We start from the raw sequence: 25,742 nt of genomic DNA on the forward strand, positions 1-25,742 counted from the left end.
GCCAATCCGCCGGGCGGCCTGCGACGAATCACTTCCAAAGAGGCATCCGCCGCGCCTCCGCTTCCGGGGGAGGGCGGCGGGGCCGGTCCGGAAGGAGCGCAATGAGCGACAGGCGGCGACGCACGGCCGTCGTGGGCAGCGGGGTGGCGGGACTCACGGCCGCCCACATCCTGCGAAGGGCCCATGACGTGACGCTGTTCGAGGCGGACGACCGGGTGGGCGGCCACGCCCACACCCACGACCTGCCCGGGGCCGACGGCCGCGTCCACCACGTCGACTCCGGCTTCATCGTGCACAACCGGCGCACCTACCCGCACCTGCTCCGGCTCTTCGCCGAACTCGGTGTGCCCACGCAGGAGTCGGAGATGAGCATGTCCGTCCGGTGCCAGGGATGCGGCCTGGAGTACGCCGGGGCCCGCGGCCCGGCCGGTCTCCTCGCCCGTCCGGCGTCCTTCCGCGATCCCGCCTATCCCCGGATGCTCGCCGCCGTGCCCCGCTTCCACCGGCTGGCCCGGCGGCTGCTGCGGGACGGCGGACCGGACGCGGAGACGCTGACCCTGGGCGAGTTCGCCGCACGCGGCCGCTTCTCGCCCTACTTCACCGCGCACTTCCTGACACCCGTGGTGGCGGCGGTCTGGTCCTGCGACCCGGTGACCGCGATGCGCTACCCGGCCCGCTACCTCTTCCGCTTCCTCGATCACCACGGCATGCTCGCGATCGGCGGCTCCCCGGCCTGGCGCACCGTCACCGGCGGCTCGCGCACCTACGTGGAGCGCGTGACCAAGCAGCTCTCCGCCGTCCGCACCGCCACCCCGGTCCGCGCGGTCCGGCGGCACGCGGACGGCGTCGGGATCACCACGGACGACGGCACCACCGAGCCCTTCGACCATGTCGTCGTCGCCACCCACCCAGACCAGGCCCTCCGCCTCCTCGCCGACCCCACCGACGACGAGACCCGCACCCTGGGCGCCTTCCGCTACTCCCGCAACGCGACCCTGCTGCACACCGACACCCGGCTGCTGCCCACGGCGACCGGCGCCCGCGCCTCCTGGAACTACCTGATGCCGGACTGCGCCGCCGACGCCTCCCACGTCACCGTCAGTTACGACATGAACCGGCTCCAGCGGCTCGACGCCCCGGAGACCTACGTCGTCACGCTGAACGGCGCCGACCGTGTGGCCCCCGGCCTCGTCCGGGCCCGCATGCTCTACGAACACCCCGTCTACACCCCGGAGTCCGTGGCCGCCCAGGCCCGGCTGCCCGCCCTGTCCGGGCCGGTCACCGCCTACGCGGGCGCCTACCACGGCTGGGGGTTCCACGAGGACGGCTGCCGCTCGGGCGCCGAGGCCGCGGCGGCCCTGGGGGTGGACTGGTGAACGCCCTCTACCCGTGCACGATCAGCCACATACGGACCGCGCCGACCCGGTACGGCTTCCACCACCGCACCTACCTGTGGCTGACGGACCCCGACGGGCCCCAGCCGCTCCCGCGCGCCCTGCGCTTCCTCGCCCGCTTCGACGCCCGCGACCACTTCGGCGGCACCGCCCCGACGATCCGGGCCGGGCTCGCCCGCTTCCTGGCCGCGCGCGGCATCGACCTCGCCGACGGCACCGTCCTCATGCTGACCCAGGCCCGGGTCCTCGGCTACGTCTTCAACCCGCTCACCGTCTACTGGTGCCGGCGCGCCGACGGCACCCCGCTGTGCACGGTCGCCGAGGTGCACAACACCTACGGCGAACGCCACTCCTACCTGCTGCGCCCCGACGACCGGGGGCGGTCGGTCACCAGCAAGGAGTTCTACGTATCGCCGTTCTTCGGCACCGACGGCGAGTACTGGATGCGCCTGCCGGAACCGGGCCCGCAGCTGCGGCTGACGGTCCACCTGGAACGCTCCGGCACCCGCCCGTTCACCGCGACCGTCCGGGGCGAGCGGCGGCCGGCGACCACCCGCGTGCTGCTCGGCCTGGCCGTGCGGCACCCCTGGTCCACGGCCGTCGCATCGGCCGCCATCCGCCTGCACGGCATACGCCTCTACTTGCGCGGGCTGCCCGTCCGGCCCCGCCCCCACCACCGCGCCCAGGAGGGCATGCGATGACCGCCTCCACGTTCCGTACCCCGTCCGTGCCCGCCCCCGCCGCGGCCGTGGGCGTCGACCCGGCACGCTGGCCGGACGTCGTGGCCCTGCCCCGCGCCTCCCGGCTCCGGACGGCCGTCGCCGAGCGGATCGTCCGCCACGCCCTGGCCCGGCTGCCGCTGCGGGTGCGCCTCGACGGGCGCGAGGACATCGGGCTCGGCGGCCCGCTGCTGGACGTCCGCGACCCCGACGCCTTCTTCCGCAGGATCGGCGCGGCCGGGCTCATCGGCTTCGGCGAGTCGTACATGGCACGGGAATGGGACGCGCCCGACCCCGTCGGCGTCCTGACCGTCCTGGCCGGTCAGGTCGCCACCCTGGTCCCGCCGCCCCTGCAACGGCTGCGCGGACTGTGGGCGCGCCGCCACCCCGAGGCGCAGAACGGCACCCGCGAAGGGGCCCGGACCAACATCAGCCACCACTACGACCTGTCCAACGACCTGTTCGCGCTCTTCCTGGACGAGACGCTCAGCTATTCGTCGGCGCTGTTCCGCGGCTTCCCCGCCGAGCCGGCTCTGCTCCCCGCCGCCCAGCACCGGAAGATCGACCGGCTGCTCGACCTGGCCGCCGTCGGCCCCGGCACCCGGCTCCTGGAGATCGGCACCGGCTGGGGCGAACTCGCGCTCCGTGCCGCCGCCCGCGGCGCCCACGTCGTCTCCGTCACCCTCTCCCGGGAACAGCGCGACCTCGCCCTCCGGCGGATCGCGGCGGCGGGCCACGCGGACCGGGTCGACGTCCGGCTGTGCGACTACCGGGAGATCGAGGGGACGTACGACGCGATCGTCAGCGTCGAGATGATCGAGGCGGTCGGCGCGGAGTTCTGGCCCGTCTACTTCCGCACCCTGGACCGGCTGCTCGCCCCCGGCGGCCGGATCGCCCTCCAGGCCATCACCATGCCCGACGACCGCATGCGGGCCGGCCGGGACACCTTCACCTGGATCCAGAAGTACATCTTCCCGGGTGGCCAACTCCCTTCCACCGAGGCCATCGACCGGGTCACGGCCGCCCACACCGGACTGCGCGTGGAGCGCTCCGACGGCTTCGGCACGCACTACGCCGAGACGCTCAGGCTGTGGCGCGAACGCTTCACCGCGGAGGCGGAGGCCGTCGACGCCCTCGGCTTCGACGCGACGTTCCGCCGCATGTGGACCCTCTACCTCGCCTACTCCGAAGCGGGCTTCCGCTCCGGCTACCTCGATGTACGGCAGTTGCTGCTGACCCGTCAGGAACAGGAAACGGCATGACACTCACCGACAAGCGCCCCGTCCACGGGGCCGCCCAGCGCATCGAGCCCCTGGCCGAGCAGTTCCTCGGCGGCCGGCTCCCGGTCAGGGTGCGCATGTGGGACGGCAGCGAGACCGGCGCCGCCGACGGCCCCCTGATCCACGTCCGGGCCCGCCGCGCCCTGCGCCGCCTCCTGTGGGAACCGGGCGAACTCGGCCTCGCGGAGGCGTACATCACCGGCGACATCGACATCGAGGGCGACCTCGCCGAGGGACCGCGGGCCGTACGCCGCGCCGTACGCGAACGCGGACTCGCCGCGCCCCGGCCGCGCCTCGCCGACCGGCTGCGCGCCGCCGGCACCGCCGTGCGCCTGGGCGCGGCCGGGCCCAGGCCGCCCGTGCCCGCCGCCCGCGCCACCGGACTCGACGGCGCCCTGCACAGCAAGGCCCGCGACCGGGCGGCGATCAGCCACCACTACGACCTCTCCAACGCCTTCTACGCCCTCCTGCTGGACGAGACGATGGCGTACTCCTGCGGCTACTGGACCAGCGAGGAGCCCGGCTACGGCCCGGCCGACGCGCAGCGCGACAAGCTGGAGCTGATCTGCGGCAAGCTCGGGCTGCGCCCCGGTGCACGGCTGCTGGACATCGGCTGCGGCTGGGGTTCACTGACCCTGTACGCGGCCGAGCGGCACGGCGTCCGCGTCACCGCCGTCACCCTCGCCGCCGAACAGGCCGCCCACGTGCGCCGGCAGGTGACCGAACGCGGCCTGGACGACCTGGTCGAGGTGCGCTGCTGCGACTACCGCGACATCGCGGACGCCCCGGACCATGAGGGCGGCTACGACGCGGTGTCCACCATCGAGATGGGCGAGCACGTCGGGGACGCCCAGTACCCGGCCTTCGCGGCGACCCTGCACGGCATGGTCCGCCCGCGCGGCCGGGTGCTCGTCCAGCAGATGTCGCGCGGGCGGGAGGCGCCGGGCGGCGGAGCGTTCATCGAGGCGTACATTGCGCCGGACATGCACATGCGCCCCCTCGGCGAGACCGTCGCGCTGCTGGAGGGCGCCGGTCTTGAGGTGCGCGACGTCCACGGGCTGCGGGAGCACTACGTCCGGACCGTCGACGCCTGGCGCCGGACCCTGGAGGAGAACGAGGCGCGGTTCACGGACCTGGTCGGCGAGGAGACCGTACGGGTGTGGCGGCTGTATCTCGCCGGTGGCGCCCTCGCCTTCGCGGAGCGCCGGATGGGCGTGGACCAGATCCTCGCCGTACGGCCCGGTGGTGACGGCGAGTCGGGGATGCCGGACACCCGTGACGGACTGCGCGCGGCCCGGGACGCGTCATGAGCGGCTTCGCCTGGGAGGCGTTCGCGCGGGGTCTCGCGCCCTGCGCGGGCGCCGCGCTGCTCGTCCTGCTCGTCGCGTTCGCCGTCGGGGTCCGCAAGGGCATGCACCGGGGCGTGGACGTCGCCTGGGGTCTGGGCTTCGCCGCCGTCGCACTCGTCTCGTACGGACTGTCCGCGGGGGAGGGGGACACCACTCGACGGCTCCTCGTCACGGCGCTCACCGCGGTCTGGGGGGTGCGTCTGGCGTGGCACATCGCCCGGCGCGGACGCGGGCACGGCGAGGACCCGCGCTACGAGAAGATGCTCGCCGAGGCGCCCGGCAACCCGGACCTCTACGCCCTGCGGAAGGTGTACCTCCTCCAGGGCGCCCTGGTCTGGCTGATCTCGCTCCCCGTGCAGGCGGCCGGCTACCTCACCGGGCCGGTGAACGCCCTGGCGTGGGCCGGAGCGGCGCTCTGGGCGCTCGGCATGTTCTTCGAGGCGGTCGGCGACCACCAGCTGGCCCGGTTCAAGGCCGACCCGGACAACCGGGGCAGGATCATGGACCAGGGGCTCTGGTCCTGGACCCGGCACCCCAACTACTTCGGGGACTTCTGCGTCTGGTGGGGCCTGTTCCTGATCGTCTGCCAGGCCCCGGCCGCCGCGGGCGCCACGCTGGTCGCGCCCGCCCTGATGACGTATCTGCTCATCGGCGGCAGCGGCAAGGCCCTCCTGGAACGGCACATGGCCGACCGCCCCGGCTTCGCCGCGTACGCCGCGCGCACCAGCGGCTTCTTCCCGCGCCCGCCGCGCAGAGGCTGAACACGCCCGCCACCGGGACTGAGAGGCGCGGGCCCGGGGGAGCCCCGGGCCCGCCCCTCACGCGGGCAGCTCCATCAGCGCCACCGGATCCGAGGTCGGCCGCGTCGAACCGCCCGCCGGTTCCACGGTGATGCCCATGCCCGTGGCCCCGTCGACCGGGCCGTCGAGCAGCGTCGTGTACGTCGTCGAGGACGAGCCCGAGGCGTGCAGCAGGCCCGCCGGGCGCATCGTGCCGCCGTCCGAGAACCACAACTGGTAGACCTTGCCGCTGGGTGCCTCGCCCAGCCCGGAGGCCAGGAACACCGCCCGGTCCTCGTGCCGGGAGACCACCACCGTGCCCTGCGCCCCGTCGTCCAGCGCGCCGGACGTGGTCTTCGCGTCGGGCGCGGTGAGGACCCGGGCCACCTGCTCGGCCCGGAGCCGGGTCGCGTCCGCCTGCCGCTGGGCGTCCCGCGCCTCCTGGTGCTGCCACACGGCGATCCCGCCGAAGCCCACCGCCCCGGCGAGGCACGCGGCCAGGGCGAACCGGGACCATCCGGCCGCCCCGCCCCGCCGGTCCGGCGAGCGCCCGCGGCGGGGGAGGGCGGGCGGCTCCTGGCGTACGGTCGTAATCTCCCGGAGCACCCGCTCCCGCAGCTCCCGGGGGGCCGGCGCGGCGACGGCGAGGCCGAGGCGGGTCGCGGTCTCGGAGAGCTCGCGCACCTCGGTGGAACAGGCGTCGCAGGCGCCCAGGTGCCGTTCGAAGTCCCGGCGTTCGATGTCCGGCAGGGCGTGCAGGGCGTAGGCGCCCGTCAGCGTGTGGAGTCCGGCGTCGGTCATGAGGTCACCCCGAGGCAGTCGCGCATCCGGATCAGCCCGTCGCGCAGTCGAGTCTTGATCGTGCCGAGCGGTACCGCGAGCAGTTCGGCCACCTCGCGATAGGTCAGCCCCCGGTAGTACGCCAGGGTGACGGACTCCCGCTGGAGTTCGGAGAGGGTCCGCATGCAGCGGCGCACCTGCTCGCGTTCCAGCCGGGTCTCGACCTGTTCGGTGACCTCGTCGAAGGCGGGCGTGCGGTCGAGCAGGGCGGCCTTGTGCTCGCGCGCGGCCGACGCCTGTGCGGAGCGCACCCGGTCGACGGCGCGGCGGTGGGCCAGGGTCAGCACCCAGTTCATGGCGCTGCCCCGGGCGGCCTGGAAGCGGGACGCGGTGCGCCACACCTCCACCAGGACCTCCTGGGCGACCTCCTCCGACTGGGCGGGATCGCGCAGCACATTGCGGACGAGCCCGAGCACCGGGCCGCTCACCGCGTCGTAGACCTGGGCGAACGCGTCCTGGTCGCCCCGGGCGACCTGCCCCATCAGCTCCTGGAGATCGGGCCCCGCCGAGGCCATTCCGCTGATGTACACGGCTTCTTTCACGCGGGGTTCCCTTCGGTGGTCATCGCTCTCCGGGGGTGATTCGGAGCCGGTGCCCGGGCGGATTGGCCGGAAGCCGGAGATCCTTCCACGGTTTCCCGGGGTCCGGCACGGGAAACGGCGCGAAGAATCGCGATACAGCGCGGTTGGCGCGCCCTCGGAAATCGAGCCATGTTCGGCCACGAGTATGCGTGGACGAGCAAATGTACGGAGGTGGGCGGCGGTGACCAAGCGGCGCAAGCTCGGCAATCCGCTGGCGCTCACGGTGATGGTGCTGCTCGCCGAGCGGTCCATGCATCCGTACGAGATCGCCCAGACCCTCCGCAGGCGCGGCAAGCAGCACAGCGTGAAGATCAACTTCGGTTCGCTGTACACCGTCGTCCAGAACCTGGAGAAACACGGCTACGTCGAGGTGGCGGGCGTACAACGCCAGGGCAACCGACCGGAGCGCACGCTGTACGGCCTCACCGAGGCCGGGCGCGCCGAGATGCTGCACTGGCTGTCCGACCTGATCGCGGTGCCGGCCGAGGAGTACCCGGTCTTCGACACGGCACTGGCCCTGCTTCCCGCGCTGCCCCCGGAGGAGGTGAACGAGCTCCTCGCGGACCGCGAGCAGGCGCAGATCGTGCGGGCCGCGGCGCTGCGCGGGGTGCTCGCCCAGCTCGGGGACTCGGTGCCCCGCGTCTTCGTCGTGGAGACGGAGTACCAGCTCCACATGCTGGAGGCGCAGCTGGAGTGGATCCGTACGTTCCGCAAGGAGATCGGCGAGGCCACCATCAGCGGCATCGAGGAGTGGAGGTCGTTCCACGAGACCGGCGAGGTCCCGCAGGACTGGCAGGACCTCGAAGACCGGGCGTAAGCAGAAAAAGACCCCGACCGGACTGTTGGAGCAGTCCGCGCCGGGGTCTCGAACCCCAAAGCCGGACCACCGTGGAGGCGGCCCTCGCGGGAGGCGCCCGATGAGCGCTCAGGCCCTGTCCCACACCGGGTACATGACGCAGCGGCAGCTGAGGGCGATCCTCCGGCAGCCCGTCTTCCTGGCGATGGCCCTGATCCAGCCGGTGATCTGGCTCTTCCTCTTCGGCGACCTGTTCAAGAAGGTGGTCGAGCTCGGCGGCTTCGGCACCACCTCCTACCTGGACTACCTCGTCCCCGGCATTGTCGTGATGAGCGCGCTGGGGTCGAGCATGTGGGCCGGCATGGGCACCCTGGAGGAGATCGAGCGCGGCACGCTCAACCGCTTCCTGACCACGCCCGTCAGCCGGAACGCCCTGATGAACGCCAACGTCGTGCAGAACGGCATCGCCACCACCGCCCAGTCCATGGCCATCCTGCTGCTCGGCCGGGCGGCCGGGGCCGGCTATCCGGGCGGGGCGGCCGGTCTGCTGATCCTGATCGCCGCCTCGGTGCTGCTCGGCACCGTCTTCGGGGCGCTCTCGAACGCCGTGGGCATGATCGTGCGGGAGCGGGAGTCGATCAGCGGCATCAACACGTTCCTGCTGATGCCGCTCACCTTCCTGTCCACGTCCTTCATGGCGCCCAGCCAGATGCCCGGCTGGATGCGGGACATCGCGGCCTTCAACCCGGTCAACTGGGCCATGGTGGCCGGACGGTCCGCGCTGGGCGCCGATCCCGAGTGGCAGTTGGTCGTCACCCGTTGCGGCGGGCTCGCGCTGCTCGCCGCGGCCGCGGTGGCGCTGTCGACCCGTACGTTCCGCTCGTACCAGAAGTCCGTGTGACGGGCGGCCCGTCCGCCGCCCCGCCGCCCGGGCCGGGAGTCCGCTCCCGGCCCACCAGCCGGCGCGCCGGCCCCGGGTGACCAGCCCCAACCAGGCGAGTTACGACGCCGGGCACGAGCGCAGGCTCCGGCTGATCCGGGGGCGGGGCGGAGGGGCCTGAGCCGCGACATGGCTGTGCCCCGGTCCGCCGGACCGGGGCACAGCGGGGCGTACGAAGGTCAGGCCGCGCTCTCCTGCTCGCGCTCCACCTGCTCGTTCCACTGGCGCTTGACGGAGCGCCACGCCTCGTCGTCGTGGCCGAGCCGCCAGTAGCCGGAGATCGACAGCTGGGAGGCCGGGATCTCGCGCTCAAGCCGAAGGTGGCGCCGGACCTCCTTGACGAAGCCCGCCTCGCCGTGCACGAACGCCTGGACCCGGCCGGACGGGAACTCCAGCCCCGTTACCGCCTCGGTGAGCGCCGCGCCGACCGGCCGTCCGGCCCGGTGCAGCCAGGTGACCTCCACGCCGTCCGGCGTGGCGATCTTCTGCTCCTCCGCGGCGTCCGCCACCTCGACGTACGCGTGCACCACCGCCCCCGCCGGCATCCGCTCCAGCGCGGCGGCGACGGCCGGCAGCGCGCTCTCGTCGCCCGCCAGGAGGTGCCAGTCCGCCGAGGCGTCGGGGGCGTAACCCCCGCCGGGGCCCAGGAACGTCACCTGGTCGCCCGGCTGTGCGCCCGCCGCCCAGGGCCCGGCGAGGCCCTCGTCGCCGTGCACCACGAAGTCGATCGCCAGCTCCCGGGCGGCCGGGTCCCAGGAACGCACCGTGTAGGTACGGGTGGTGGGCCACAGCTCGCGGGGGTACTCCTCGCGGATGCGGGCCATGTCGAAGGGGTGGGTGTAGTCCGCGCCCTCGGGGGCGAAGCACAGCTTGACGTAATGGTCGGTGAAGCCCGCGAGCGCGAACGCGGCGAGACCGTCGCCGCCGAGCACCACCCGGATCATGTGCGGGGTGATCTGCTCGGTGCGCAGGACCTGCGCCCCCTGAGCCTTCGGTGCCCGCCGCTCCGGTCGATCTGCCACGAGGTCTGCTCCCTGCTGCCGGAATTGGAAACCGTCCACCGATGCCCACATCGGCCTTAGGGTGACCTAACTTAACACCTCAGGTTCGCAGTGCGGAGTGGAGACGCTGCAGGGCCCCGCCCAGCCCCCACCGGGTCGCGAGCGCGTCGAGGGCGGCCGGATCGCGCGGCGCCGCGGGCAGCGCCGGGTCGAAGTCCGGCAGCGGTACGTCACCGGCGACCCGCACCACCTTCGGCGCGACGGCCACATAGGCGCGGGCCTCGTCCAGCCGCTTGCGCTGCGAGGGCGTCAGCTTCGCCGCCGGATCGTCCACCGCCGCCATGATCCCGGCCAGACCACCGAAGGCGTCCAGCAGCTTCGCCGCCGTCTTCTCGCCGATCCCGGGCACGCCCGGCAGCCCGTCGCTCGGGTCGCCGCGCAGCAGCGCCAGGTCCACGTACCCGGGGCCGTCCACTCCGTACTTCCCGCGCAGCCACGCCTCGTCCGTCAGCTGGAGGGTGCCGACCCCCTTCAGCGGGTAGAGCACCCGCACCCCGCGGGCGTCGTCCACCAGCTGGTACAGGTCCCGGTCGCCGGTGACGATGTCGACCGGGCCGGCCGCCCGCCCGGTCAGCGTGCCGATCACGTCGTCCGCCTCGTACCCCTCGGCGCCGACCCGGGCGATGCCCAGCGCGTCCAGCACGTCCGCGATCACCGGGACCTGAGGGGCCAGCGTGTCCGGCGTCTCCTCCTCGTCGGGCACGCCCGCCCCGGTCTCGACGGCCACCCGGTGCGCCTTGTACGTCGGGATGAGGTCGACCCGCCACTGCGGCCGCCAGTCCGCGTCCCAGCAGGCGACGAGGTCGTCCGGCCGGTGGTCCTGCACCAGGCGGCCGATGAAGTCCAGCAGCCCGCGCACGGCGTTGACCGGGGTGCCGTCCGGCGCGCGCACCGAGTCGGGCACGCCGAAGTAGGCGCGGAAGTAGAGGGAAGCGGTGTCGAGGAGCATCAGGCGTCGCGTCACACGCCGATGATGCCGCACGGCACCGACAGGGGCCGCCGCGGACGCGGTTCCCGGAAAACCAGGCTGCTTTATGTGATCCAGGTCACTCTTGCGTTTGCTCCGGATAAGCCGGGGCAGGCGCGCCATCGGAGCGGAGCACGTCGCGTTTTCAACTACTGCACGTGCCATGCGGACAGAATCCGTGCCGCTCCACGGTCTGCCGGCGGGGGTGGCAGACCGTTCTCGGTTCAACGCGTGAGGTGTATGTGTCCAGGCTGCAAGCCGAGCACTTGTACAAAGTGTTCGGCAGACGACCCGATCAAGCCGTGCAGAAGCTGCGGAGCGGCACCGGCCGCGACGCGCTGCGCGCCGACGGAACCACCGCAGCGGTGATCGACGCTTCGTTCACCGTGGAACCGGGCCAGATCTTCGTCGTGATGGGTCTGTCCGGCTCGGGCAAGTCCACTCTGCTGCGGATGCTCAACGGCCTGCTGGAGCCCACCTCCGGCCAGGTGCTCTTCGACGGCCAGGACCTGACCGCCCTGAGCCCCGCCGAGCTCCGCCGTGTCCGCTCCACCAAGATCAGCATGGTGTTCCAGCACTTCGCGCTCTTCCCCCACCGGAGCGTCCTGGAGAACGCCGCGTACGGCCTGGAGGTGCAGGGAGTCCCGCGCGCCGAGCGCAACCGCCGCGCCACCGAGGCCCTGGAGCTGACCGGCCTGGCCGGCTGGGAGAAGTCCTGGCCCGACGAGCTGTCCGGCGGCATGCAGCAGCGCGTGGGCCTCGCCCGCGCCCTCGCCACCGACGCCGACCTGCTCCTCATGGACGAGTCCTTCAGCGCGCTCGACCCGCTGATCCGCCGCGACATGCAGGACCAGCTCCTGGAGCTCCAGAAGCGGCTGAAGAAGACCATCGTCTTCATCACCCACGACCTCAACGAGGCCATGCGCCTCGGCGACCGCATCGCCGTGATGCGCGACGGCGAGATAGTCCAGCTCGGCACCGCCGAGGACATCCTCGTCACCCCGGCCAACGACTACGTCGCCTCCTTCACCCAGGACGTGGACCGTGCCCGGGTGCTGACCGCCGGCGCGATCATGGCCGAGACGGACACCGTCATCGGCACGCTCTGCGACCAGGGCAAGGAGATCCGGAACACCGACGACGTGCTGCGGGCCACCCCGGCCACCGTCACCGAGTCCACGCCGATCATCGAGCTGTTCACGCCCTGCTCGCAGAGCCGGGTCGCGGTCGCCGTGACCGACGACAAGGGCAAGCTCCTCGGCGTCGTGCCCCGTGAGCGGCTGCTCGCCGTGCTCGGCGAGCCGATGACCCCCGCCCAGGCTCCGCAGGACGCCGCGACCTCGCTGAAGAAGGTGGCCGGTGTTTAGGCTCCATCTCGGCGACTGGGTCGACTCCGCGGTCGACTGGCTCCAGACCCACCTCTCCTGGCTCTTCGACTTCATCAGCTCCGTCGTGAGCGGCATGTTCGACGGCATCGCCGCCGTGCTCTCCGCTCCCGCGCCCCTGCTCTTCGCGGGCATCGTCGCCGTCATCGCCTGGTGGCTGCGCGGTCTGCTCGCCGGAATCCTCGCGTTCGTCGGCTTCGCCCTCATCGACTCGGTCGAGCTGTGGGACGAGGCGATGGACACGCTCACGCTGGTGCTCGTCGCGACGATCGTGACGCTGGTCCTGGCGGTGCCGCTCGGCATCTGGGCCTCCCGCTCCAAGACGGTGAGCGCGGTGACCCGGCCGGTCCTGGACTTCATGCAGACCATGCCCGCCATGGTCTACCTGATCCCCGGCGTGATCTTCTTCGGTGTCGGTGTCGTTCCCGGCATCATCGCCACCATCATCTTCGCGCTGCCCCCGGGCGTCCGGATGACCGAACTCGGCATCCGCCAGGTCGACGGTGAGCTGGTCGAGGCGGCCGAGGCGTTCGGCACGACCTCCCGCAACACCCTGCTGCGGGTCCAGCTGCCGCTGGCCCTGCCCACGATCATGGCGGGCATCAACCAGGTCATCATGCTGGGCCTGTCCATGGTGGTCATCGCCGGCATGGTCGGCGGCGGCGGCCTCGGCGGCTCCGTCTACCGGGCCATCGGCAACGTCGACGTCGGCCTGGGGTTCGAGGCCGGTGTCTCCATCGTCATCCTGGCCATGTACCTGGACCGGATGACCAGCGCCCTGGGCCGCGAGGTCTCCCCGCTCGCCCGCCGCGCGCTCGCCAAGGCGCAGTCGATGGCCGGCGGCCTGAAGATCTGGCACCACCGCCCGCAGCCCGTCGTCGCCGTCGCGGGGGTCGTCGCCCTGGCGCTCGTCGCCGGCGGCATGGGGATCTTCGGCTCCTCGGACGACGAGTCCACGACCGCGTCGGACCCGAAGAACATCGGCGCCGGCAAGAAGATCAGCATGGGCTACATCCCGTGGGACGAGGGCATCGCCTCCACCTTCCTGTGGAAGGAGCTGCTGGAGCAGCGCGGCTTCGAGGTCGACGTCAAGCAGTACGAGGCCGGCGCGCTGTACACCGGCATGGCGGGCGGCCAGATCGACTTCGAGACCGACTCCTGGCTGCCGGTCACCCACGCCACGTACTGGAAGAAGTACAAGGACCGCCTGGAGGACATGGGCTCCTGGTACGGCCCCACCTCGCTGGAGCTGGCCGTTCCCTCGTACGTCAAGGACGTGAAGTCCCTGGCCGACCTCAAGGGCAAGGCTTCGAAGTTCAAGGGCCGGGTCGTCGGCATCGAGCCCAGCGCCGGTGAGATGGGCCTGCTCAAGGACAAGATCCTGCCGGGCTACGGCCTGGACAAGGAGTACAAGGTCGTCGACGGCTCCACGCCGTCCATGCTGGCCGAGCTGAAGCGCGCGTACGCCAAGAAGGAACCGATCGTCGTTCCGCTCTGGTCGCCGCACTGGGCGTACAACCAGTTCGAGCTGACCAAGCTCAAGGACCCCAAGAACCTCTGGGGCCAGGGCGACGGCATCCACACGCTGACCCGCAAGGGCTTCACCGGGGACAACCCCGAGGTCGCCAAGTGGCTCAAGGACTTCAAGATGAGCGAGGACCAGCTCACCAGCCTTGAGGCCCAGATCCAGAAGAGCGGCTCCGGCAAGGAGCAGGAGGCCGTCCGCACCTGGCTGAAGGCCAACCCGGACGTCGCCGACAAGTGGACCCCGGTGAAGAAGTCCGCGCCGGCCAAGGGCGCGAACGGCAAGGACGAGCGCGACCGCCCGGTCGAGATGGCCTGGTTCCCCTGGGAGGAGGACATCGCCGCCACGTACCTGTGGAAGGCCGTCCTGGAGGACCGCGGCTACAAGATCAACCTCAAGCAGTTCGAGGTCGGTCCGATGTACACCGCGATGTCGCGGGGCCAGATCGACGTGCAGTTCGACGGTTGGCTCCCGTTCACCCAGAAGAACTACTGGGACAAGTACGGCTCCAAGCTGACGGACGTCGGCTCCTGGTACGGCCCGACCTCCATCGAGGTCGCGGTGCCCGACTACGTCAAGGACGTGAAGTCCCTGGCCGACCTCAAGGGCAAGGGCTCGAAGTTCAAGGGCCGGATCGTCGGCATCGAGCCCGGCACCGCCACGATGGAGAACCTGAAGAAGAACGTGCTCCCGGCCTACGGTCTGGACGACGAGTACAAGGTGGTCGACGCCTCGACGCCCGGCATGCTCGCCGAGCTGAAGCGCGCGTACGCCAAGAAGGACCCCATCGCCGTCCTGCTGTGGACCCCCCACTGGGCGTACAGCGAGTACAAGATGACCAAGCTCCAGGACCCGAAGAAGGCGTTCGGCGAGGGCGACCGGCTGCACACCATCGCCTCCAAGGAGTTCCCGGAGAACTACCCGCAGCTGACGAAGTGGTTCAAGAACTTCAAGCTGAGCGAGGAGCAGCTCGCCGGCCTGGAGAACCAGATCCAGAAGCTCGGTACAGGGCATGAAGAGGAAGCCGTGAGCGCCTGGATGGAGAAGAACCCGGGCATCGCGGACAAGATGGCCCCCCAGTAGGAGCCGTCACCGGCCCCCACCAGGGCCGCAGCCCGTGAAGGGGTGGATCGCGCCGACGGCGCGATCCACCCCTTCCGGCGTTCCGGTGTGCTCACTTTCCGGGCCGTCCTGGCGTAACGGTGTGCGCGACGGGCCCACAACCGGAAGGATGGCGTTTCGGGAGGGAGCCGGACATGGACGAGAAGGAAACACTCCGGGTGGGCGCCGCGGTCCGCCGACAGCGCAGATCCCTGGGACTCACCCTGGCCGCCGTCGCCTCGCGCAGCGGCCTTTCCGTGCCGTTCCTCAGCCAGATCGAGAACGAGCGCGCCAGACCCAGCGCCCGGTCGCTCGACCGGGTCGCCGAGGCGCTGGAGACCACCACGGCCCGGCTGCGCGCCGCCGCGGACTCGGCACGCGCGGTCGACGTCGTGCGCGCCGCCCAGGAGGACGGGGTGCACCGGGTGGTCCGCGGACGCCACCAGCTCAGCGCCCTGGAATTCACCGGGGAGCTCGACCTCGGGCGCGAGTTCCAGCACCGCAACGACGAGCTCCTGTACGTCGCCGAGGGCGCCGCCGAAGTGGAGGCCGAGGGCCGGGCCTACCGGCTGGTCCAGGGCGACACGCTCTTCCTGTCCGGCGGGGTCCGCCACCGCTGGCGGGCCACCCTCCCCGGCACCCGGCTGCTGTGCGTCGCGGTCGCCGAGCACATCGACGCGACGTCCGACCCCAGGCGCTGACCGCCCGGGGCCGCCGACGGCGGGACGCTCAGGCGGTACGGGCCGCCACCGACGCCCGCGGTGCTGCGAGCAGCGCTCCGCTGAGCAGCCCGCGCACCGTGCGTACGCCCGCCACCGCCCACGCCGACACCAGCAGCACGTACAGCGCGACGGCGAGCCAGGTGAACGCGGTCAGTCCGGTGTGCCGGGCCAGGCCCGACGCGCCCGTCACGCAGGTGCCGACGGGGAACGTGAAGCCCCACCAGGTCATCGAGAACGTCATCCCGCCCCGTACCGCCCGCACCACCAGCGCCACGGCCAGGGCCAGCCACATCAGGGCGAAGCCCATCACCGGCACCCCGTACAGCACCGCGAAGGCCCGCAGCGCCGAGGCGTACGGGGCCCCGATCGCGCCCGGCGCCACATCGGCCAGCGCGTTGACCGCGGTGGTCGACTGGCCCAGCGGGCCGAGCACCAGGAACAGGGTGGGCGTCAGGGCGAGCGGCAGCGGCCCCCCGTGCACCAGCCGGCCGAAGACCAGCGGGAGCATGACCAGCGTCGCCAGCAGGCTCAGCCCGAACATCGCGTAGCAGCCGAGCAGCAGCGCCTCGCGCCCCTGGCCCGGGGGCAGCTCCGCCACGAGCAGCGGGCCGAGCGCGGCCGACACCATCGGCGCCACCACCGGTAGCAGCCACACCGGGGACGCGGTGCCCGGCTCCGGCCGGTGGCGCACGATCATGAGATACGGGACCGCCACGGCCGCCACCAGGCCGGTCACCGTGCCCGCCGTGTACAGCACCACGTCCAGCGCGAGCGCCGCCGGGTGCCCGATGAGGTCCCTGCCCACGGTCATGCCGGAGCCCCCGACGGCCAGCAGCGCCATCGAGAGGCAGCCGTAGAACGGCGCGACGGCCTGGTCCGCGAGATGGGCGCGCGCCTGGTCGCGATGGGCGGCCCAGTGCCCGGCGCGGGCGGCCAGCACGGCGGCGAGCAGCAGCGCCGAGAACAGCCACACCACGGTGCACGCGCCGCGCAGCCCGGGTACCCGCACCGGCAGCGCCGCGCCGGCGCTCGCGACGATCGCGGTGCCCATCACCGTGGCGTACCAGTTGGGCCCGAAGTGGCGCAGCGCGGGCCGCCGGAGGGTGTCGGAGTACGGGGGAGCGGGGCGGGTCCGCAGATAGATGGCCATGCCATGATCTTCTGCCGCGCAGCGGGACCCCACCAGGGAGCACCGACCTATGAGGTCATAAACTGGACTTATGCCCAGCGAACCGCCCGTCCCCCTGTCCCACCGGGTGCCCGACCTGGGCGCGCTGGAACTGCTCCTCGCCGTCGCCCGGCACGGCAGCCTCGGCCGGGCCGCCCGGGACGTCGGCATCACCCAGCCCGCCGCCAGCAGCAGGGTCCGCTCGATGGAGCGGCAGCTCGGCCTCGCCCTCCTCGACCGCTCGCCCCGCGGCTCCCGGCTCACCGACGCGGGCGCCCTGGTCACCGACTGGGCGCGCCGGGTCGTGGAGGCCGCCGAGGCGTTCGATGCGGGCGCCCAGGCGCTGCGCGACCGCCGCGACTCCCGGCTGCGGGTCGCCGCCTCCATGACCATCGCCGAATACCTGCTCCCCGGCTGGCTCATCGCCCTGCGCGCCGAACGCCCCGGCACCGCGGTCTCACTGCTCGCCGGGAACTCCGCGGTCGTCGCCGAGCGGCTGCTGAGCGGCGAGGCGGACCTGGGCTTCGTGGAGGGGCTGTCCGTCCCGGCCGGACTCGACGGTACGGTCATCGCGCACGACCGCCTCGTCGTGGTGGTCGCCCCCGCCCACCCGTGGGCCCGCCGCCGCACCCCGCTGACCCCGGGCGAACTGGCCGCGACCCCGCTGATCCTGCGCGAGCACGGCTCCGGCACCCGTCAGGTCCTGGACGCCGCGCTCGCCGTCCACGGCCCGCTGGCCCCGCCGCTCCTGGAGCTCTCCTCGACCACCGCGGTCAAGGGCGCGGCGGAGAGCGGCGCCGGCCCCTGCGTCCTGAGCGAGCTCGCGCTCGGCGAGGAGCTGTCCGCCCGCCGCCTGGTCAAGGTCCCGATCGCCGGGGCCCGGCTGCGCCGCCAACTGCGCGCGGTCTGGCCCTCGGGCCACCGCCCGACGGGCCCGGCCCGCGACCTGCTCGCGCTGACGAGGACACCCGCCGGCGCCTGAAAAAAAGGGGGCGACGCGCCCGGGCCGCGCACGACACCCTTGCGGGGCACGGCACCCCACCGAGAGGACTTCCATGAGCACTTCGCCGCACCTGAGAAGGGCCGGAGCGGACGACGCCGCCGAAGTCACCCGGTTGCGCCTGGTCATGCTCGCCTCCATGGGCGACGTCCCGGAAGCCGACTGGACCCCGGTGTGCGAGGCGTACTTCCGCGAACGGCTCGCCACCGACCCGCACTTCGTCGCCTATGTGATCGACGCCGGGGACCGGCTGCTGTCCAGCACGGTCGGCCAGTACATGTGGTCGCTGCCCCGGCCGGACCGTGCCCCGTACGTCGGGCACATCGCCTCGGTCGCCACCGACCCCGCCCACCGGCGGCAGGGATACGCCCGCCTGACCTTCCGGGCCGTCCACGACCACCTGGTCGAGGCCGGGTGCTCCCGGATCAACCTGACCGCGACGCCCGAGGGCGAGGGCCTGTACCGCTCGCTGGGCTACGGAGACCTCACCGGCCCCACCCCGCTGACGTGGACCGCCGCCACCGCACCGGACGGACCGGAAGGCACGCACCGATGACCGCCACCGCACCGCCCGCGCAGGGCGTCCGCCGCCCCTGGTCCGGCCTGCCCGCCGCCGTACGCGCGGCCGTCGAGGACATCCTCGGCGCACCGGTCACCGAGGCCCGCACCCAGAACGGCGGCTTCTCGCCCGGCGTCGCCGCCCGGGTCCGCCTCGCGAACGGCGGCCGGGCCTTCGTCAAGGCGGTGAGCGCCGAGGTGAATCCGGACAGCCCCGACATGCACCGCGCCGAGATCCGGCACACCGCGCTGCTCCCGGCACACGCCCCCGTACCCCGGCTGCTCGGCTCGTACGACGACGGCACCTGCGTCGCCCTCGTGCTGGAGGACATCGACGGCCGCCAGCCCCGGGTGCCCTGGGACCGGGCCGAGCTGGACCGGGTCCTGACGGCCATCGGCGACCTCTCCCGCGCTCTCACCCCGGCCCCGGCCGACGTGACCTCGGCCGTCCGGGGCAAGTCCTCGATGTTCGACGGCTGGCGCACCCTGCACGCCGCCGGCGGTGACGCCCGCCTCCACCCCTGGGCCGCCGACCGCCTCGCCGTCCTCGCGGAGCTGGAATCCGGCTGGGCCGAGGCCGCCGCCGGGGACACCCTCGCCCACAGCGACCTGCGCGCCGACAACATCCTGCTCACCGGGGACCGGACCGTCTTCGTGGACTGGCCGCACGCGGTGCGCGCCGCGCCCTGGTTCGATCTGCTGGTGATGCTCCCGTGCGTGGCGGCCCAGGGCTACGCCTCCGGAACGGGCCGCCCCGATCCGGAGGCCCTGTTCACCGCCCACCCGCTCGGCCGGGACGCGGACCCCGACGCCGTCACCGCCGTACTCGCCGCCGTCGCCGGGTACTTCGCGGAGCACGCGCTGCGCCCCGACCCGCCCGGCCTGCCGACGCTCCGGGCCTTCCAGGCCGCGCAGGGCGCCGCCGCCCTGACCTGGCTCCGGCAGCGGCTCTAAGCGCCTGCCGCCTCCACCAGACCCCGCACCACGCGGAAGTCCTCGCCCATCTCCGGATGCCACTGCACCCCCAGGACCCAGTGGTCTCCGGGGAGTTCGACCGCCTCCACGGTGCCGTCCGCCGCGTGCGCCGACGCCACCAGGCCGGTGCCGATCCGGTCCACGGCCTGGTGGTGGTAGGTGGGCACGGCGCACACCTCCGGCGCCAGCGACGCGTAGCGGGTGCCCGGGACCGGCGTCACCGGGTGCGAACCGAACACGCCCACCGCCCCGGTGTGGCCGTCCAGATGCTGGGTCAGGGTGCCCCCGCACACCACGTTCAGCAGCTGCATCCCCCGGCACACCCCGAGCAACGGCGTCCCCGACTCCAGTGCCGCGCCGGTCAGCGCCGCCTCCCAGGAGTCCCGCTCCGGCGCCGGCGGCCCGGTACGCGGATCGCGCCCGGCCCCGTAACGCGCCGGGTCCACATCGGGGCCGCCCGCCACCACCACCGCGTCCAGCCGGGCCACGGTCTCCGCCGCGGCATCGGGCGCGTCCGGCGGCAGCAGCACGGCCAGGCCGCCCGCCTCCCGCACCATCCGGGCGTACCCGGCGGGCAGCAGCGCCGCCGGCAGATCCCATACGCCCCAGCGCGCCGAAGCCACCAGGTAGGTGCTGATCCCGACCAGCGGACGGTTCACGGGTGCTCTCCCTCGTACGGCGCGCGGAACACCCCGGCACCGTACCCACAACACCCGCCCTGCCCATAGATTTGGACCTGCCCGGCCCGCGAGGAGAGGACCCGCCCGTGTCCGACCGCACCGCCCCGCTCGCCCTCGGAGACCTGCGCCGCCTCGTGCACGGCGGGGAGATCGACACCGTCGTCCTGGCCTTCCCCGACATGCAGGGGCGGCTCCAGGGCAAACGCTTCGCCGCCCCCTTCTTCCTCGACGAGGTCGTCCGCCACGGCACCGAGGGCTGTGCCTACCTCCTCGCCGTCGACACCGACATGAACACCGTCGACGGCTACGCCATGTCCTCCTGGGACAACGGCTACGGCGACTTCGCCCTGCGCCCCGACCTCGACACGCTGCGCCGGGTGCCGTGGCACGACGGCACCGCGCTGGTCCTCGCCGACCTCGCCTGGGCCGACGGCGCGCCCGTCACCGCCGCGCCCCGGCAGATCCTGCGCCGCCAGCTCGAACGCCTCGCCGAACACGGCTACACGGCGCACGTCGGCACCGAGCTGGAGTTCATCGTCTTCAAGGACACCTACGAACAGGCATGGGACCGGGGCTACCGCGACCTGACCCCCGTCAACCAGTACAACGTCGACTACTCCGTCCTCGGGACCGGCCGCGTCGAGCCCCTGCTGCGCCGCATCCGCAACGAGATGGCGGGCGCGGGTCTCGCCGTCGAGTCGGCCAAGGGCGAGTGCAACCCGGGCCAGCACGAGATCGTGTTCCGCTACGACGAGGCCCTGGTCACCTGCGACCAGCACGCCGTCTACAAGACCGGCGCCAAGGAGATCGCCGCCCAGGAGGGCATGGCGCTCACCTTCATGGCCAAGTTCAACGAACGCGAGGGAAACTCCTGCCACATCCACCTCTCGCTGCGCTCCACCACCGGCCCCGGACGCTCCGTCATGGCCGGTGCGGACGGGAGGATGTCGCCCGTGATGCAGCACTTCCTGGCCGGCCAGCTCGCCGCCCTGCGCGACCTCGCCCTCCTCTTCGCGCCCAACATCAACTCGTACAAGCGGCTGCGCCCCGGCTCCTTCGCCCCGACCGCCGTCGCCTGGGGCCACGACAACCGCACCTGTGCCCTGCGCGTCGTCGGCCACGGTGCCTCGCTGCGCTTCGAGAACCGGCTCCCCGGTGGCGACGTCAACCCGTATCTGGCCGTCGCCGGACTCGTCGCCGCAGGGCTGTACGGCATCGAGCACAAGCTCGAACTCCCCGAACCCTGCGAGGGAAACGCCTACACCGCCGCGTACGAGCACGTCCCGGCCACCCTGCGCGAGGCCGCCGCGCTCTGGGAGGACAGCGAACTCGCCCGCGAGGCGTTCGGCGAGGACGTCGTGGCGCACTACCGCACCATGGCCCGCGTCGAACTCGACGCCTTCGACGCGGCCGTGACCGACTGGGAACTGCGCCGCTCCTTCGAACGCCTGTGAGTGCGACGCCTGTGCCCACGACGCCCGCGAGGCCACGACCGCTGTGAGGACCACGTGATCCACGAGCACCACGTCCTGAACCCGGCGACCGAAGAGGTCGTCGCCACCGTCCCCGCCACCCTCGCCCCGGCCGTCCACACCGCCGTCGTCCGGGCCACCGCCGCCCAGCGCACCTGGGCCGCGCTCGCCCCCGCCGACCGGGCCCGGCTGCTGCGCCGGTTCGCCGCAGCCGTCGACGCCCGCACCGAGGAACTGGCCCGGCTGGAGGTCCGGGAGGCCGGCCACACCCTCGGCAACGCCCGCTGGGAGGCCGGCAACGTCCGCGACCTGCTCGACTACGCGGCCGGGGGAGTGGAACGCCTCAGCGGCCGGCAGATCCCCGTCCCGGGCGGCATCGACCTCACGATCCTCGAACCCCTGGGCGTCGTCGGCGTCATCGCCCCGTGGAACTTCCCGATGCCCATCGCCGCCTGGGGCACCGCCCCCGCCCTCGCCGCCGGCAACGCGGTGATCCTGAAGCCCGCCGAGACCACCCCGCTCACCGCCCTCCGCCTCGCGGAGATCGCCCTGGAGGCGGGCCTGCCCGAACACCTCTTCCAGGTCCTGCCCGGCGCGGGCGACGAGGCGGGCAACGCCCTGGTCGAACACCCGGACGTCGCCAAGATCGTGTTCACCGGCTCCACCCGCACCGGCAAGCGGATCATGGCCAAATGCGCCGACCGCCTCAAGCGGGTCACCCTCGAACTCGGCGGCAAGAGCCCCAACATCGTCTTCGCCGACGCCGACATCGAGGCCGCCGCGGCCGCCGCCCCCGACTCCTTCCTGGACAACGCCGGCCAGGACTGCTGCGCCCGCACCCGCATCCTCGTCCAGCGCTCCGCGTACGACCGCTTCCTGGAACACCTCGCCCCGGCCCTCGCCGCGTACACCGTCGGCGACCCCGCCGACGAGAGGACCCGGATGGGCCCGCTCATCTCCCGTACCCAGCTCGAACGCGTACGCGGTTACGTTCCCGACGGCGCCGACGCGATCCGGGGGAGCGCGCCCGAGGGGCCCGGCTTCTGGTTCCCGCCGACCGTCCTCACCGGCGTCCCGGCGGACGCGCCCGTCGCCACCGAAGAGGTCTTCGGGCCCGTCGCCGTCGTGCTGCCCTTCGAGGACGAGGCGGACGCCGTGCGGCTCGCCAACGCCACCGACTACGGGCTCGCTGGCTCGCTCTGGACCCGCGACGTGGGGCGCGCCCTGCGCGTGTCCCGGGCCGTCCGGGCGGGCAACCTCTCCGTCAACTCGCACGCGGCGGTGCGCTACTGGACCCCGTTCGGCGGGTTCAAGCAGTCCGGCGTCGGGCGCGAGCTGGGGCCCGACGCCCTCACCGCCTTCACCGAGACCAAGAACGTCTTCCTGAGCACGGAGGTCTGAACCGCCATGACCACGGACCACGGGACCAGCTGCCGCCGCCTCGTCGGCCGCACCGCCGTCATCACCGGCGCCGGCAGCGGCATCGGCCTGGCCACCGCCCACCGGCTCGCCTCCGAAGGCGCGCACGTCGTCTGCGGCGACATCGACGCGAAGGCCGGCGAGGCGGCGGCCGAAGCGGTCGGCGGCACCTTCGTACGCGTCGACGTGACCGACCCCGGACAGGTCGCCGAACTGTTCCGTACCGCCGACGACACCTACGGCTCCGTCGACATCGCGTTCAACAACGCGGGCATCTCACCGCCCGAGGACGACTCCATCCTCACCACGGAACTGGAGGCGTGGAAGCGCGTCCAGGACGTCAACCTCACCTCCGTCTACCTCTGCTGCAAGGCCGCCCTGCCCTATATGCGCCGCCAGGGCCGCGGCTCCATCATCAACACCGCCTCCTTCGTGGCCCGGATGGGCGCGGCCACCTCGCAGATCTCGTACACCGCTTCCAAGGGCGGGGTGTTGGCGATGACCCGCGAACTCGGCGTCCAGTTCGCCCGCGAGGGCATCCGCGTCAACGCGCTCTGCCCCGGACCGGTCAACACCCCGCTGCTCCAGGAGCTGTTCGCCAAGGACCCGGAGCGGGCGGCCCGCCGACTGGTGCACATTCCGCTCGGCCGGTTCGCCGAGGCCACCGAGATCGCCGCCGCCGTCGCGTTCCTGGCGAGCGACGACTCCTCCTTCGTCAACGCCACCGACTTCCTGGTGGACGGCGGCATCTCGGGTGCCTACGTGACACCGCTGTAGTCCTCTCTCCTAGAGTGGAGCGATGAGCTACCCGACGCCGCCCGGCTGGTACCCGGACACCGCCGCGCCCGGCACCGAGCGCTGGTGGGACGGGACGGCGTGGACCGCTCACACCCGGGCACCCGCCGCCGCGCCCGTACCCGCGCCGATGCCGGTCCCGGCTCCGGCCCCGCAGGGCGGCGGCAGCGCCCGGGCCGTCGCGCTCGTGGTGGCCGGGGCGGTCGTCGTCGGCGCCGTCGTGACCGGGGCCGTGCTCCTCACCCGGAACGACGACCCGGAGGCCCCGACCGCCCACGCCTCGCAGTCGCCCACCCGGACCGGCACCGACGGGGTGCCCGGCGACGACGACCCCTCACCGGACGGCACACCCGCGCACGAGGCCGCGAACGTGCTCACGGACCAGCTCAACGGCATCACGCTGCCCATCCCGGACGGCTGGGAGCGGCCGGAGCGGACGTCCGGTCAGCTGCTCACGATGCGCACCAAGGACTCGTACGACTGCCCCGGCGCGTCCTCCTCGTACTGCTACCCCGGCACCGTCACCACCCGGACCCCCGGTGGCACCGACGCCACCACGCCCGAAGCCCTCGCCAAGGAGGACATCGCCGAGGCCGCCGACCGCGCCTACGAGGAGGACATCGTCGGTCGGCGCATCCACGGCGGCATCACCGCGCACCGGCAGACCGCCGCGGGCGAGGTCACCGTCGTCGGCCGCACCGGCTACTACATCCGCTGGAAGGTCACCACCGCCAAGGGCCCCGGCGGCTACGTGCAGACGCTCGCCTTCCCCTCACCCGTCGGCAGCGAGTCGCCCGTCATCGTGCGGTACGCCTTCGACGCCGGCCCCGACGGACCGTCCCTGGCCCTCATGGACACCCTCACGAAGGGCATCCGCCCCCTCGGCGGGAAAGCGACGGACGGCGGCGTCGGCAGCGCGGTCGAGCACCCGGCCGGCTAGAGGAACGTACGGCCTTCGCCCCGGTACGTCGGAACCGTCGCCGTCACCCGGTCGCCCTCGATCAGGTGCAGCGCGTCGAACCGCTCGCACAGCTCACCGGCCTTCGCGTGCCGGAACCAGACCTTGTCACCGATCAGCAGATCGTCGGCCGGGGCGCCGAGCAGCGGGGTCTGCACCTCGCCGGGGCCCTCCTGCGGGTCGTAGCGCAGCCCCTCCGGGAGATACGGGACCGGCAGCCGGTCCGCCCCGGCCGCGCCCGACGCCGGATAACCGCCCCCGAGCACCGTCACCACGCCCACGCCCGGCCGCCGCACCACGGGCTGCGCGAACAGGGCCGCCGGGCGGGCCGTGAACGAGGTGTAGTTGTCGAACAGGCGCGGCACGTACAGCCCCGAACCGGCGGCGATCTCCGTCACCGCGTCCTCCGCCGCCGTGTGCTGCACGCTGCCCGTGCCGCCGCCGTTCACGAACTCCAGGTCCGGCGCCACGGCCCGGACCGCCCGCACCACCTCGGCCCGCCGGGCCGCCAGCTCCCTACGGGCCGTGGCCTGCATCAGCCGGATCGCCCGGGACCGCAGCGGACGCCCCGCCACCGAGTCCCCGACGCCCGCGATGTGCCCCTCGTACGCCATCAGCCCGACCAGCCGGAAACCCGGGCGCCGGACCACGGACCTGGCGAGGTCGGCCAGCTGGGCGGGGGAGCGCAGTGGCGAGCGCAGGGCCCCGATCCGGACCCGGCCGCCGAGCATCCGAAGCGAGGTGTCCAGCTCCAGGCAGACCCGGATCTCCTGCGTGCCGCCCGCCCGCGCCGCGTCGATCAGGTCGAGCTGGGCGTGGTCGTCCACCATCACCGTGACGGCGCCGGCGAGCTTCGGATCGGCGGCCAGCTCCGCGTACGCCGGGCGGTCCGCGGAGGGGTACGCCAGCAGCACGTCGTCGAAGCCGGCCCGGGCCAGCCACAGCGACTCCGCGAGCGTGAACGACATGATCCCGGCGAACCCGGGCCGGGCCAGCACCCGTTCCAGCAGGGCCCGGCAGCGTACCGACTTGCTCGCCACCCGCACCGGCTTGCCCGCCGCCCGGCGGACGAGATCGTCCGCGTTGGCGTCGAACGCCTCCAGATCCACGACGGCTACGGGAGCGTCGAGATGGGCGGTGGCCCGGTCGTAACGGGCCCGGTCAGTGGCTCGGGCAGTCATGGCCGCAGCTTGCCAGACGGTTCTACCGCTGGGTAGGGGGATGATCCGTGCAGATCGGCCGGTGCGCGGACCGCCCGCTCCCGCCCGGGTCTCCGCA

24 protein-coding genes are annotated in these 25,742 nt (G+C 73.0%); 17 read left to right on the forward strand and 7 right to left on the reverse strand.

Annotated elements, in window-relative coordinates; genetic code table 11:
- Positions 1 to 101 precede the first annotated feature (101 nt).
- The 5 genes from OG867_RS26920 to OG867_RS26940 are packed head-to-tail and all read left to right on the forward strand — an operon-like array spanning position 102 to position 5,503.
- The gene (locus OG867_RS26920; RefSeq protein ID WP_406289163.1) at positions 102 to 1,376 is read left to right on the forward strand and encodes an NAD(P)/FAD-dependent oxidoreductase; all 1,275 of its coding nucleotides are present in this window, start codon (positions 102 to 104) and stop codon (positions 1,374 to 1,376) included.
- A complete protein-coding gene (locus tag OG867_RS26925) occupies positions 1,373 to 2,095 on the forward strand; it encodes a DUF1365 domain-containing protein (protein WP_406289165.1) in 723 nt (240 codons plus the stop codon). The genes OG867_RS26920 and OG867_RS26925 overlap by 4 nt, the downstream gene beginning before the upstream one ends.
- The gene (locus OG867_RS26930; protein WP_328899356.1) at positions 2,092 to 3,375 is read left to right on the forward strand and encodes a cyclopropane-fatty-acyl-phospholipid synthase family protein; all 1,284 of its coding nucleotides are present in this window, start codon (positions 2,092 to 2,094) and stop codon (positions 3,373 to 3,375) included. Before OG867_RS26925 ends, OG867_RS26930 begins: the two co-directional genes overlap by 4 nt.
- The gene (locus OG867_RS26935) at positions 3,372 to 4,703 is read left to right on the forward strand and encodes a class I SAM-dependent methyltransferase (protein ID WP_406289167.1); all 1,332 of its coding nucleotides are present in this window, start codon (positions 3,372 to 3,374) and stop codon (positions 4,701 to 4,703) included. Before OG867_RS26930 ends, OG867_RS26935 begins: the two co-directional genes overlap by 4 nt.
- Positions 4,700 to 5,503 (forward strand): DUF1295 domain-containing protein, encoded by an 804-nt coding sequence (locus OG867_RS26940; RefSeq protein WP_406289169.1) that lies wholly within the window; start codon positions 4,700 to 4,702, stop codon positions 5,501 to 5,503. The genes OG867_RS26935 and OG867_RS26940 overlap by 4 nt, the downstream gene beginning before the upstream one ends.
- Before the next feature lie 57 nt (positions 5,504 to 5,560).
- Here OG867_RS26940 and OG867_RS26945 read toward each other — a convergent pair whose 3' ends face one another.
- The gene (locus OG867_RS26945; RefSeq protein ID WP_328899353.1) at positions 5,561 to 6,322 is read right to left on the reverse strand and encodes an anti-sigma factor; all 762 of its coding nucleotides are present in this window, start codon (positions 6,320 to 6,322) and stop codon (positions 5,561 to 5,563) included.
- Positions 6,319 to 6,903, reverse strand: a complete 585-nt coding sequence (locus OG867_RS26950; RefSeq protein ID WP_406289172.1) for a sigma-70 family RNA polymerase sigma factor — start codon at positions 6,901 to 6,903, stop codon at positions 6,319 to 6,321. The genes OG867_RS26945 and OG867_RS26950 overlap by 4 nt, the downstream gene beginning before the upstream one ends.
- Positions 6,904 to 7,123: 220 nt before the next feature.
- Here OG867_RS26950 and OG867_RS26955 point away from each other — a divergent pair, with 220 nt between their 5' ends.
- Together OG867_RS26955 and OG867_RS26960 are read left to right on the forward strand one after the other, a co-directional pair.
- Positions 7,124 to 7,759, forward strand: a complete 636-nt coding sequence (locus OG867_RS26955; protein WP_406289175.1) for a PadR family transcriptional regulator — start codon at positions 7,124 to 7,126, stop codon at positions 7,757 to 7,759.
- A gap of 100 nt (positions 7,760 to 7,859) precedes the next feature.
- Positions 7,860 to 8,639, forward strand: coding sequence for an ABC transporter permease (locus OG867_RS26960; RefSeq protein ID WP_406289178.1), 780 nt, complete (start codon positions 7,860 to 7,862; stop codon positions 8,637 to 8,639).
- Between the two features lie 218 nt (positions 8,640 to 8,857).
- Here OG867_RS26960 and OG867_RS26965 read toward each other — a convergent pair whose 3' ends face one another.
- Both OG867_RS26965 and OG867_RS26970 read right to left on the reverse strand, forming a co-directional pair.
- On the reverse strand, positions 8,858 to 9,700 hold the full coding sequence (locus tag OG867_RS26965) for a siderophore-interacting protein (RefSeq protein WP_406289181.1): 843 nt from the start codon (positions 9,698 to 9,700) through the stop codon (positions 8,858 to 8,860).
- A gap of 79 nt (positions 9,701 to 9,779) precedes the next feature.
- The gene (locus OG867_RS26970; RefSeq protein WP_406291187.1) at positions 9,780 to 10,688 is read right to left on the reverse strand and encodes a 5'-3' exonuclease H3TH domain-containing protein; all 909 of its coding nucleotides are present in this window, start codon (positions 10,686 to 10,688) and stop codon (positions 9,780 to 9,782) included.
- A 320-nt stretch (positions 10,689 to 11,008) separates the two neighbouring features.
- On the opposite strand from OG867_RS26970, the gene OG867_RS26975 reads away from it, so the two are divergent.
- The 3 genes from OG867_RS26975 to OG867_RS26985 all read left to right on the forward strand — a co-directional run bounded on the left by OG867_RS26975 (position 11,009) and on the right by OG867_RS26985 (position 15,418).
- Positions 11,009 to 12,073 carry a betaine/proline/choline family ABC transporter ATP-binding protein gene (locus tag OG867_RS26975; protein ID WP_328899348.1) on the forward strand — a complete coding sequence of 355 codons (1,065 nt, stop codon included), beginning with the start codon at positions 11,009 to 11,011 and terminating at the stop codon, positions 12,071 to 12,073.
- Positions 12,066 to 14,699, forward strand: a complete 2,634-nt coding sequence (locus tag OG867_RS26980) for an ABC transporter permease/substrate binding protein (RefSeq protein WP_406289184.1) — start codon at positions 12,066 to 12,068, stop codon at positions 14,697 to 14,699. Before OG867_RS26975 ends, OG867_RS26980 begins: the two co-directional genes overlap by 8 nt.
- Positions 14,700 to 14,872: 173 nt before the next feature.
- Positions 14,873 to 15,418 carry a helix-turn-helix domain-containing protein gene (locus OG867_RS26985; protein WP_018103775.1) on the forward strand — a complete coding sequence of 182 codons (546 nt, stop codon included), beginning with the start codon at positions 14,873 to 14,875 and terminating at the stop codon, positions 15,416 to 15,418.
- A gap of 28 nt (positions 15,419 to 15,446) precedes the next feature.
- On the opposite strand, the gene OG867_RS26990 is transcribed toward OG867_RS26985, so the two are convergent.
- A complete protein-coding gene (locus OG867_RS26990; RefSeq protein WP_406289189.1) occupies positions 15,447 to 16,589 on the reverse strand; it encodes a TDT family transporter in 1,143 nt (380 codons plus the stop codon).
- A 70-nt stretch (positions 16,590 to 16,659) separates the two neighbouring features.
- Here OG867_RS26990 and OG867_RS26995 point away from each other — a divergent pair, with 70 nt between their 5' ends.
- The 3 genes from OG867_RS26995 to OG867_RS27005 all read left to right on the forward strand — a co-directional run bounded on the left by OG867_RS26995 (position 16,660) and on the right by OG867_RS27005 (position 19,119).
- Entirely contained in the window at positions 16,660 to 17,589 is a 930-nt protein-coding gene (locus OG867_RS26995; protein WP_406289192.1) for a LysR family transcriptional regulator, read from the forward strand.
- A 73-nt stretch (positions 17,590 to 17,662) separates the two neighbouring features.
- Positions 17,663 to 18,163, forward strand: a complete 501-nt coding sequence (locus tag OG867_RS27000; RefSeq protein ID WP_406289195.1) for a GNAT family N-acetyltransferase — start codon at positions 17,663 to 17,665, stop codon at positions 18,161 to 18,163.
- Positions 18,160 to 19,119 (forward strand): aminoglycoside phosphotransferase family protein, encoded by a 960-nt coding sequence (locus tag OG867_RS27005; RefSeq protein WP_406289198.1) that lies wholly within the window; start codon positions 18,160 to 18,162, stop codon positions 19,117 to 19,119. The genes OG867_RS27000 and OG867_RS27005 overlap by 4 nt, the downstream gene beginning before the upstream one ends.
- On the opposite strand, the gene OG867_RS27010 is transcribed toward OG867_RS27005, so the two are convergent.
- Positions 19,116 to 19,799: a gamma-glutamyl-gamma-aminobutyrate hydrolase family protein gene (locus OG867_RS27010; RefSeq protein ID WP_328899339.1), complete on the reverse strand. Its 684-nt coding sequence runs from the start codon at positions 19,797 to 19,799 to the stop codon at positions 19,116 to 19,118. The genes OG867_RS27005 and OG867_RS27010 overlap by 4 nt on opposite strands.
- Before the next feature lie 107 nt (positions 19,800 to 19,906).
- Here OG867_RS27010 and OG867_RS27015 point away from each other — a divergent pair, with 107 nt between their 5' ends.
- Genes OG867_RS27015 through OG867_RS27030 form a run of 4 tightly spaced genes read left to right on the forward strand, consistent with a single transcriptional unit; the run spans position 19,907 to position 24,446 of the window.
- Positions 19,907 to 21,274: a glutamine synthetase family protein gene (locus OG867_RS27015; protein WP_406289200.1), complete on the forward strand. Its 1,368-nt coding sequence runs from the start codon at positions 19,907 to 19,909 to the stop codon at positions 21,272 to 21,274.
- Positions 21,275 to 21,328: 54 nt separating this feature from the next.
- Entirely contained in the window at positions 21,329 to 22,693 is a 1,365-nt protein-coding gene (locus tag OG867_RS27020) for an aldehyde dehydrogenase family protein (RefSeq protein WP_406289202.1), read from the forward strand.
- Positions 22,694 to 22,699: 6 nt separating this feature from the next.
- Positions 22,700 to 23,488, forward strand: a complete 789-nt coding sequence (locus tag OG867_RS27025) for a 3-oxoacyl-ACP reductase (RefSeq protein ID WP_328899336.1) — start codon at positions 22,700 to 22,702, stop codon at positions 23,486 to 23,488.
- Between the two features lie 22 nt (positions 23,489 to 23,510).
- Positions 23,511 to 24,446, forward strand: a complete 936-nt coding sequence (locus OG867_RS27030) for a DUF2510 domain-containing protein (RefSeq protein ID WP_406289204.1) — start codon at positions 23,511 to 23,513, stop codon at positions 24,444 to 24,446.
- Here the strand turns inward: OG867_RS27030 and OG867_RS27035 are convergent.
- A complete protein-coding gene (locus tag OG867_RS27035) occupies positions 24,443 to 25,645 on the reverse strand; it encodes an amino acid deaminase/aldolase (protein WP_328899334.1) in 1,203 nt (400 codons plus the stop codon). The genes OG867_RS27030 and OG867_RS27035 overlap by 4 nt on opposite strands.
- Positions 25,646 to 25,742 lie beyond the last annotated feature (97 nt).

Source organism: Streptomyces sp. NBC_00209 (assembly GCF_045206345.1).
GTDB lineage: Bacteria > Actinomycetota > Actinomycetes > Streptomycetales > Streptomycetaceae > Streptomyces.

Coding starts and splice junctions, on each gene's coding strand:
- OG867_RS26990 (WP_406289189.1), bottom strand. CDS start 16,589: ATGGCCATCTATCTGCGGACCCGCCCCGCTCCCCCGTACTCCGACACC.
- OG867_RS26970 (WP_406291187.1), bottom strand. CDS start 10,688: ATGCTCCTCGACACCGCTTCCCTCTACTTCCGCGCCTACTTCGGCGTG.
- OG867_RS26960 (WP_406289178.1), top strand. CDS start 7,860: ATGAGCGCTCAGGCCCTGTCCCACACCGGGTACATGACGCAGCGGCAG.
- OG867_RS27035 (WP_328899334.1), bottom strand. CDS start 25,645: ATGACTGCCCGAGCCACTGACCGGGCCCGTTACGACCGGGCCACCGCC.
- OG867_RS26920 (WP_406289163.1), top strand. CDS start 102: ATGAGCGACAGGCGGCGACGCACGGCCGTCGTGGGCAGCGGGGTGGCG.
- OG867_RS26985 (WP_018103775.1), top strand. CDS start 14,873: ATGGACGAGAAGGAAACACTCCGGGTGGGCGCCGCGGTCCGCCGACAG.
- OG867_RS27005 (WP_406289198.1), top strand. CDS start 18,160: ATGACCGCCACCGCACCGCCCGCGCAGGGCGTCCGCCGCCCCTGGTCC.
- OG867_RS27025 (WP_328899336.1), top strand. CDS start 22,700: ATGACCACGGACCACGGGACCAGCTGCCGCCGCCTCGTCGGCCGCACC.
- OG867_RS26945 (WP_328899353.1), bottom strand. CDS start 6,322: ATGACCGACGCCGGACTCCACACGCTGACGGGCGCCTACGCCCTGCAC.
- OG867_RS26995 (WP_406289192.1), top strand. CDS start 16,660: ATGCCCAGCGAACCGCCCGTCCCCCTGTCCCACCGGGTGCCCGACCTG.
- OG867_RS26940 (WP_406289169.1), top strand. CDS start 4,700: ATGAGCGGCTTCGCCTGGGAGGCGTTCGCGCGGGGTCTCGCGCCCTGC.
- OG867_RS27000 (WP_406289195.1), top strand. CDS start 17,663: ATGAGCACTTCGCCGCACCTGAGAAGGGCCGGAGCGGACGACGCCGCC.
- OG867_RS27030 (WP_406289204.1), top strand. CDS start 23,511: ATGAGCTACCCGACGCCGCCCGGCTGGTACCCGGACACCGCCGCGCCC.
- OG867_RS26935 (WP_406289167.1), top strand. CDS start 3,372: ATGACACTCACCGACAAGCGCCCCGTCCACGGGGCCGCCCAGCGCATC.
- OG867_RS26930 (WP_328899356.1), top strand. CDS start 2,092: ATGACCGCCTCCACGTTCCGTACCCCGTCCGTGCCCGCCCCCGCCGCG.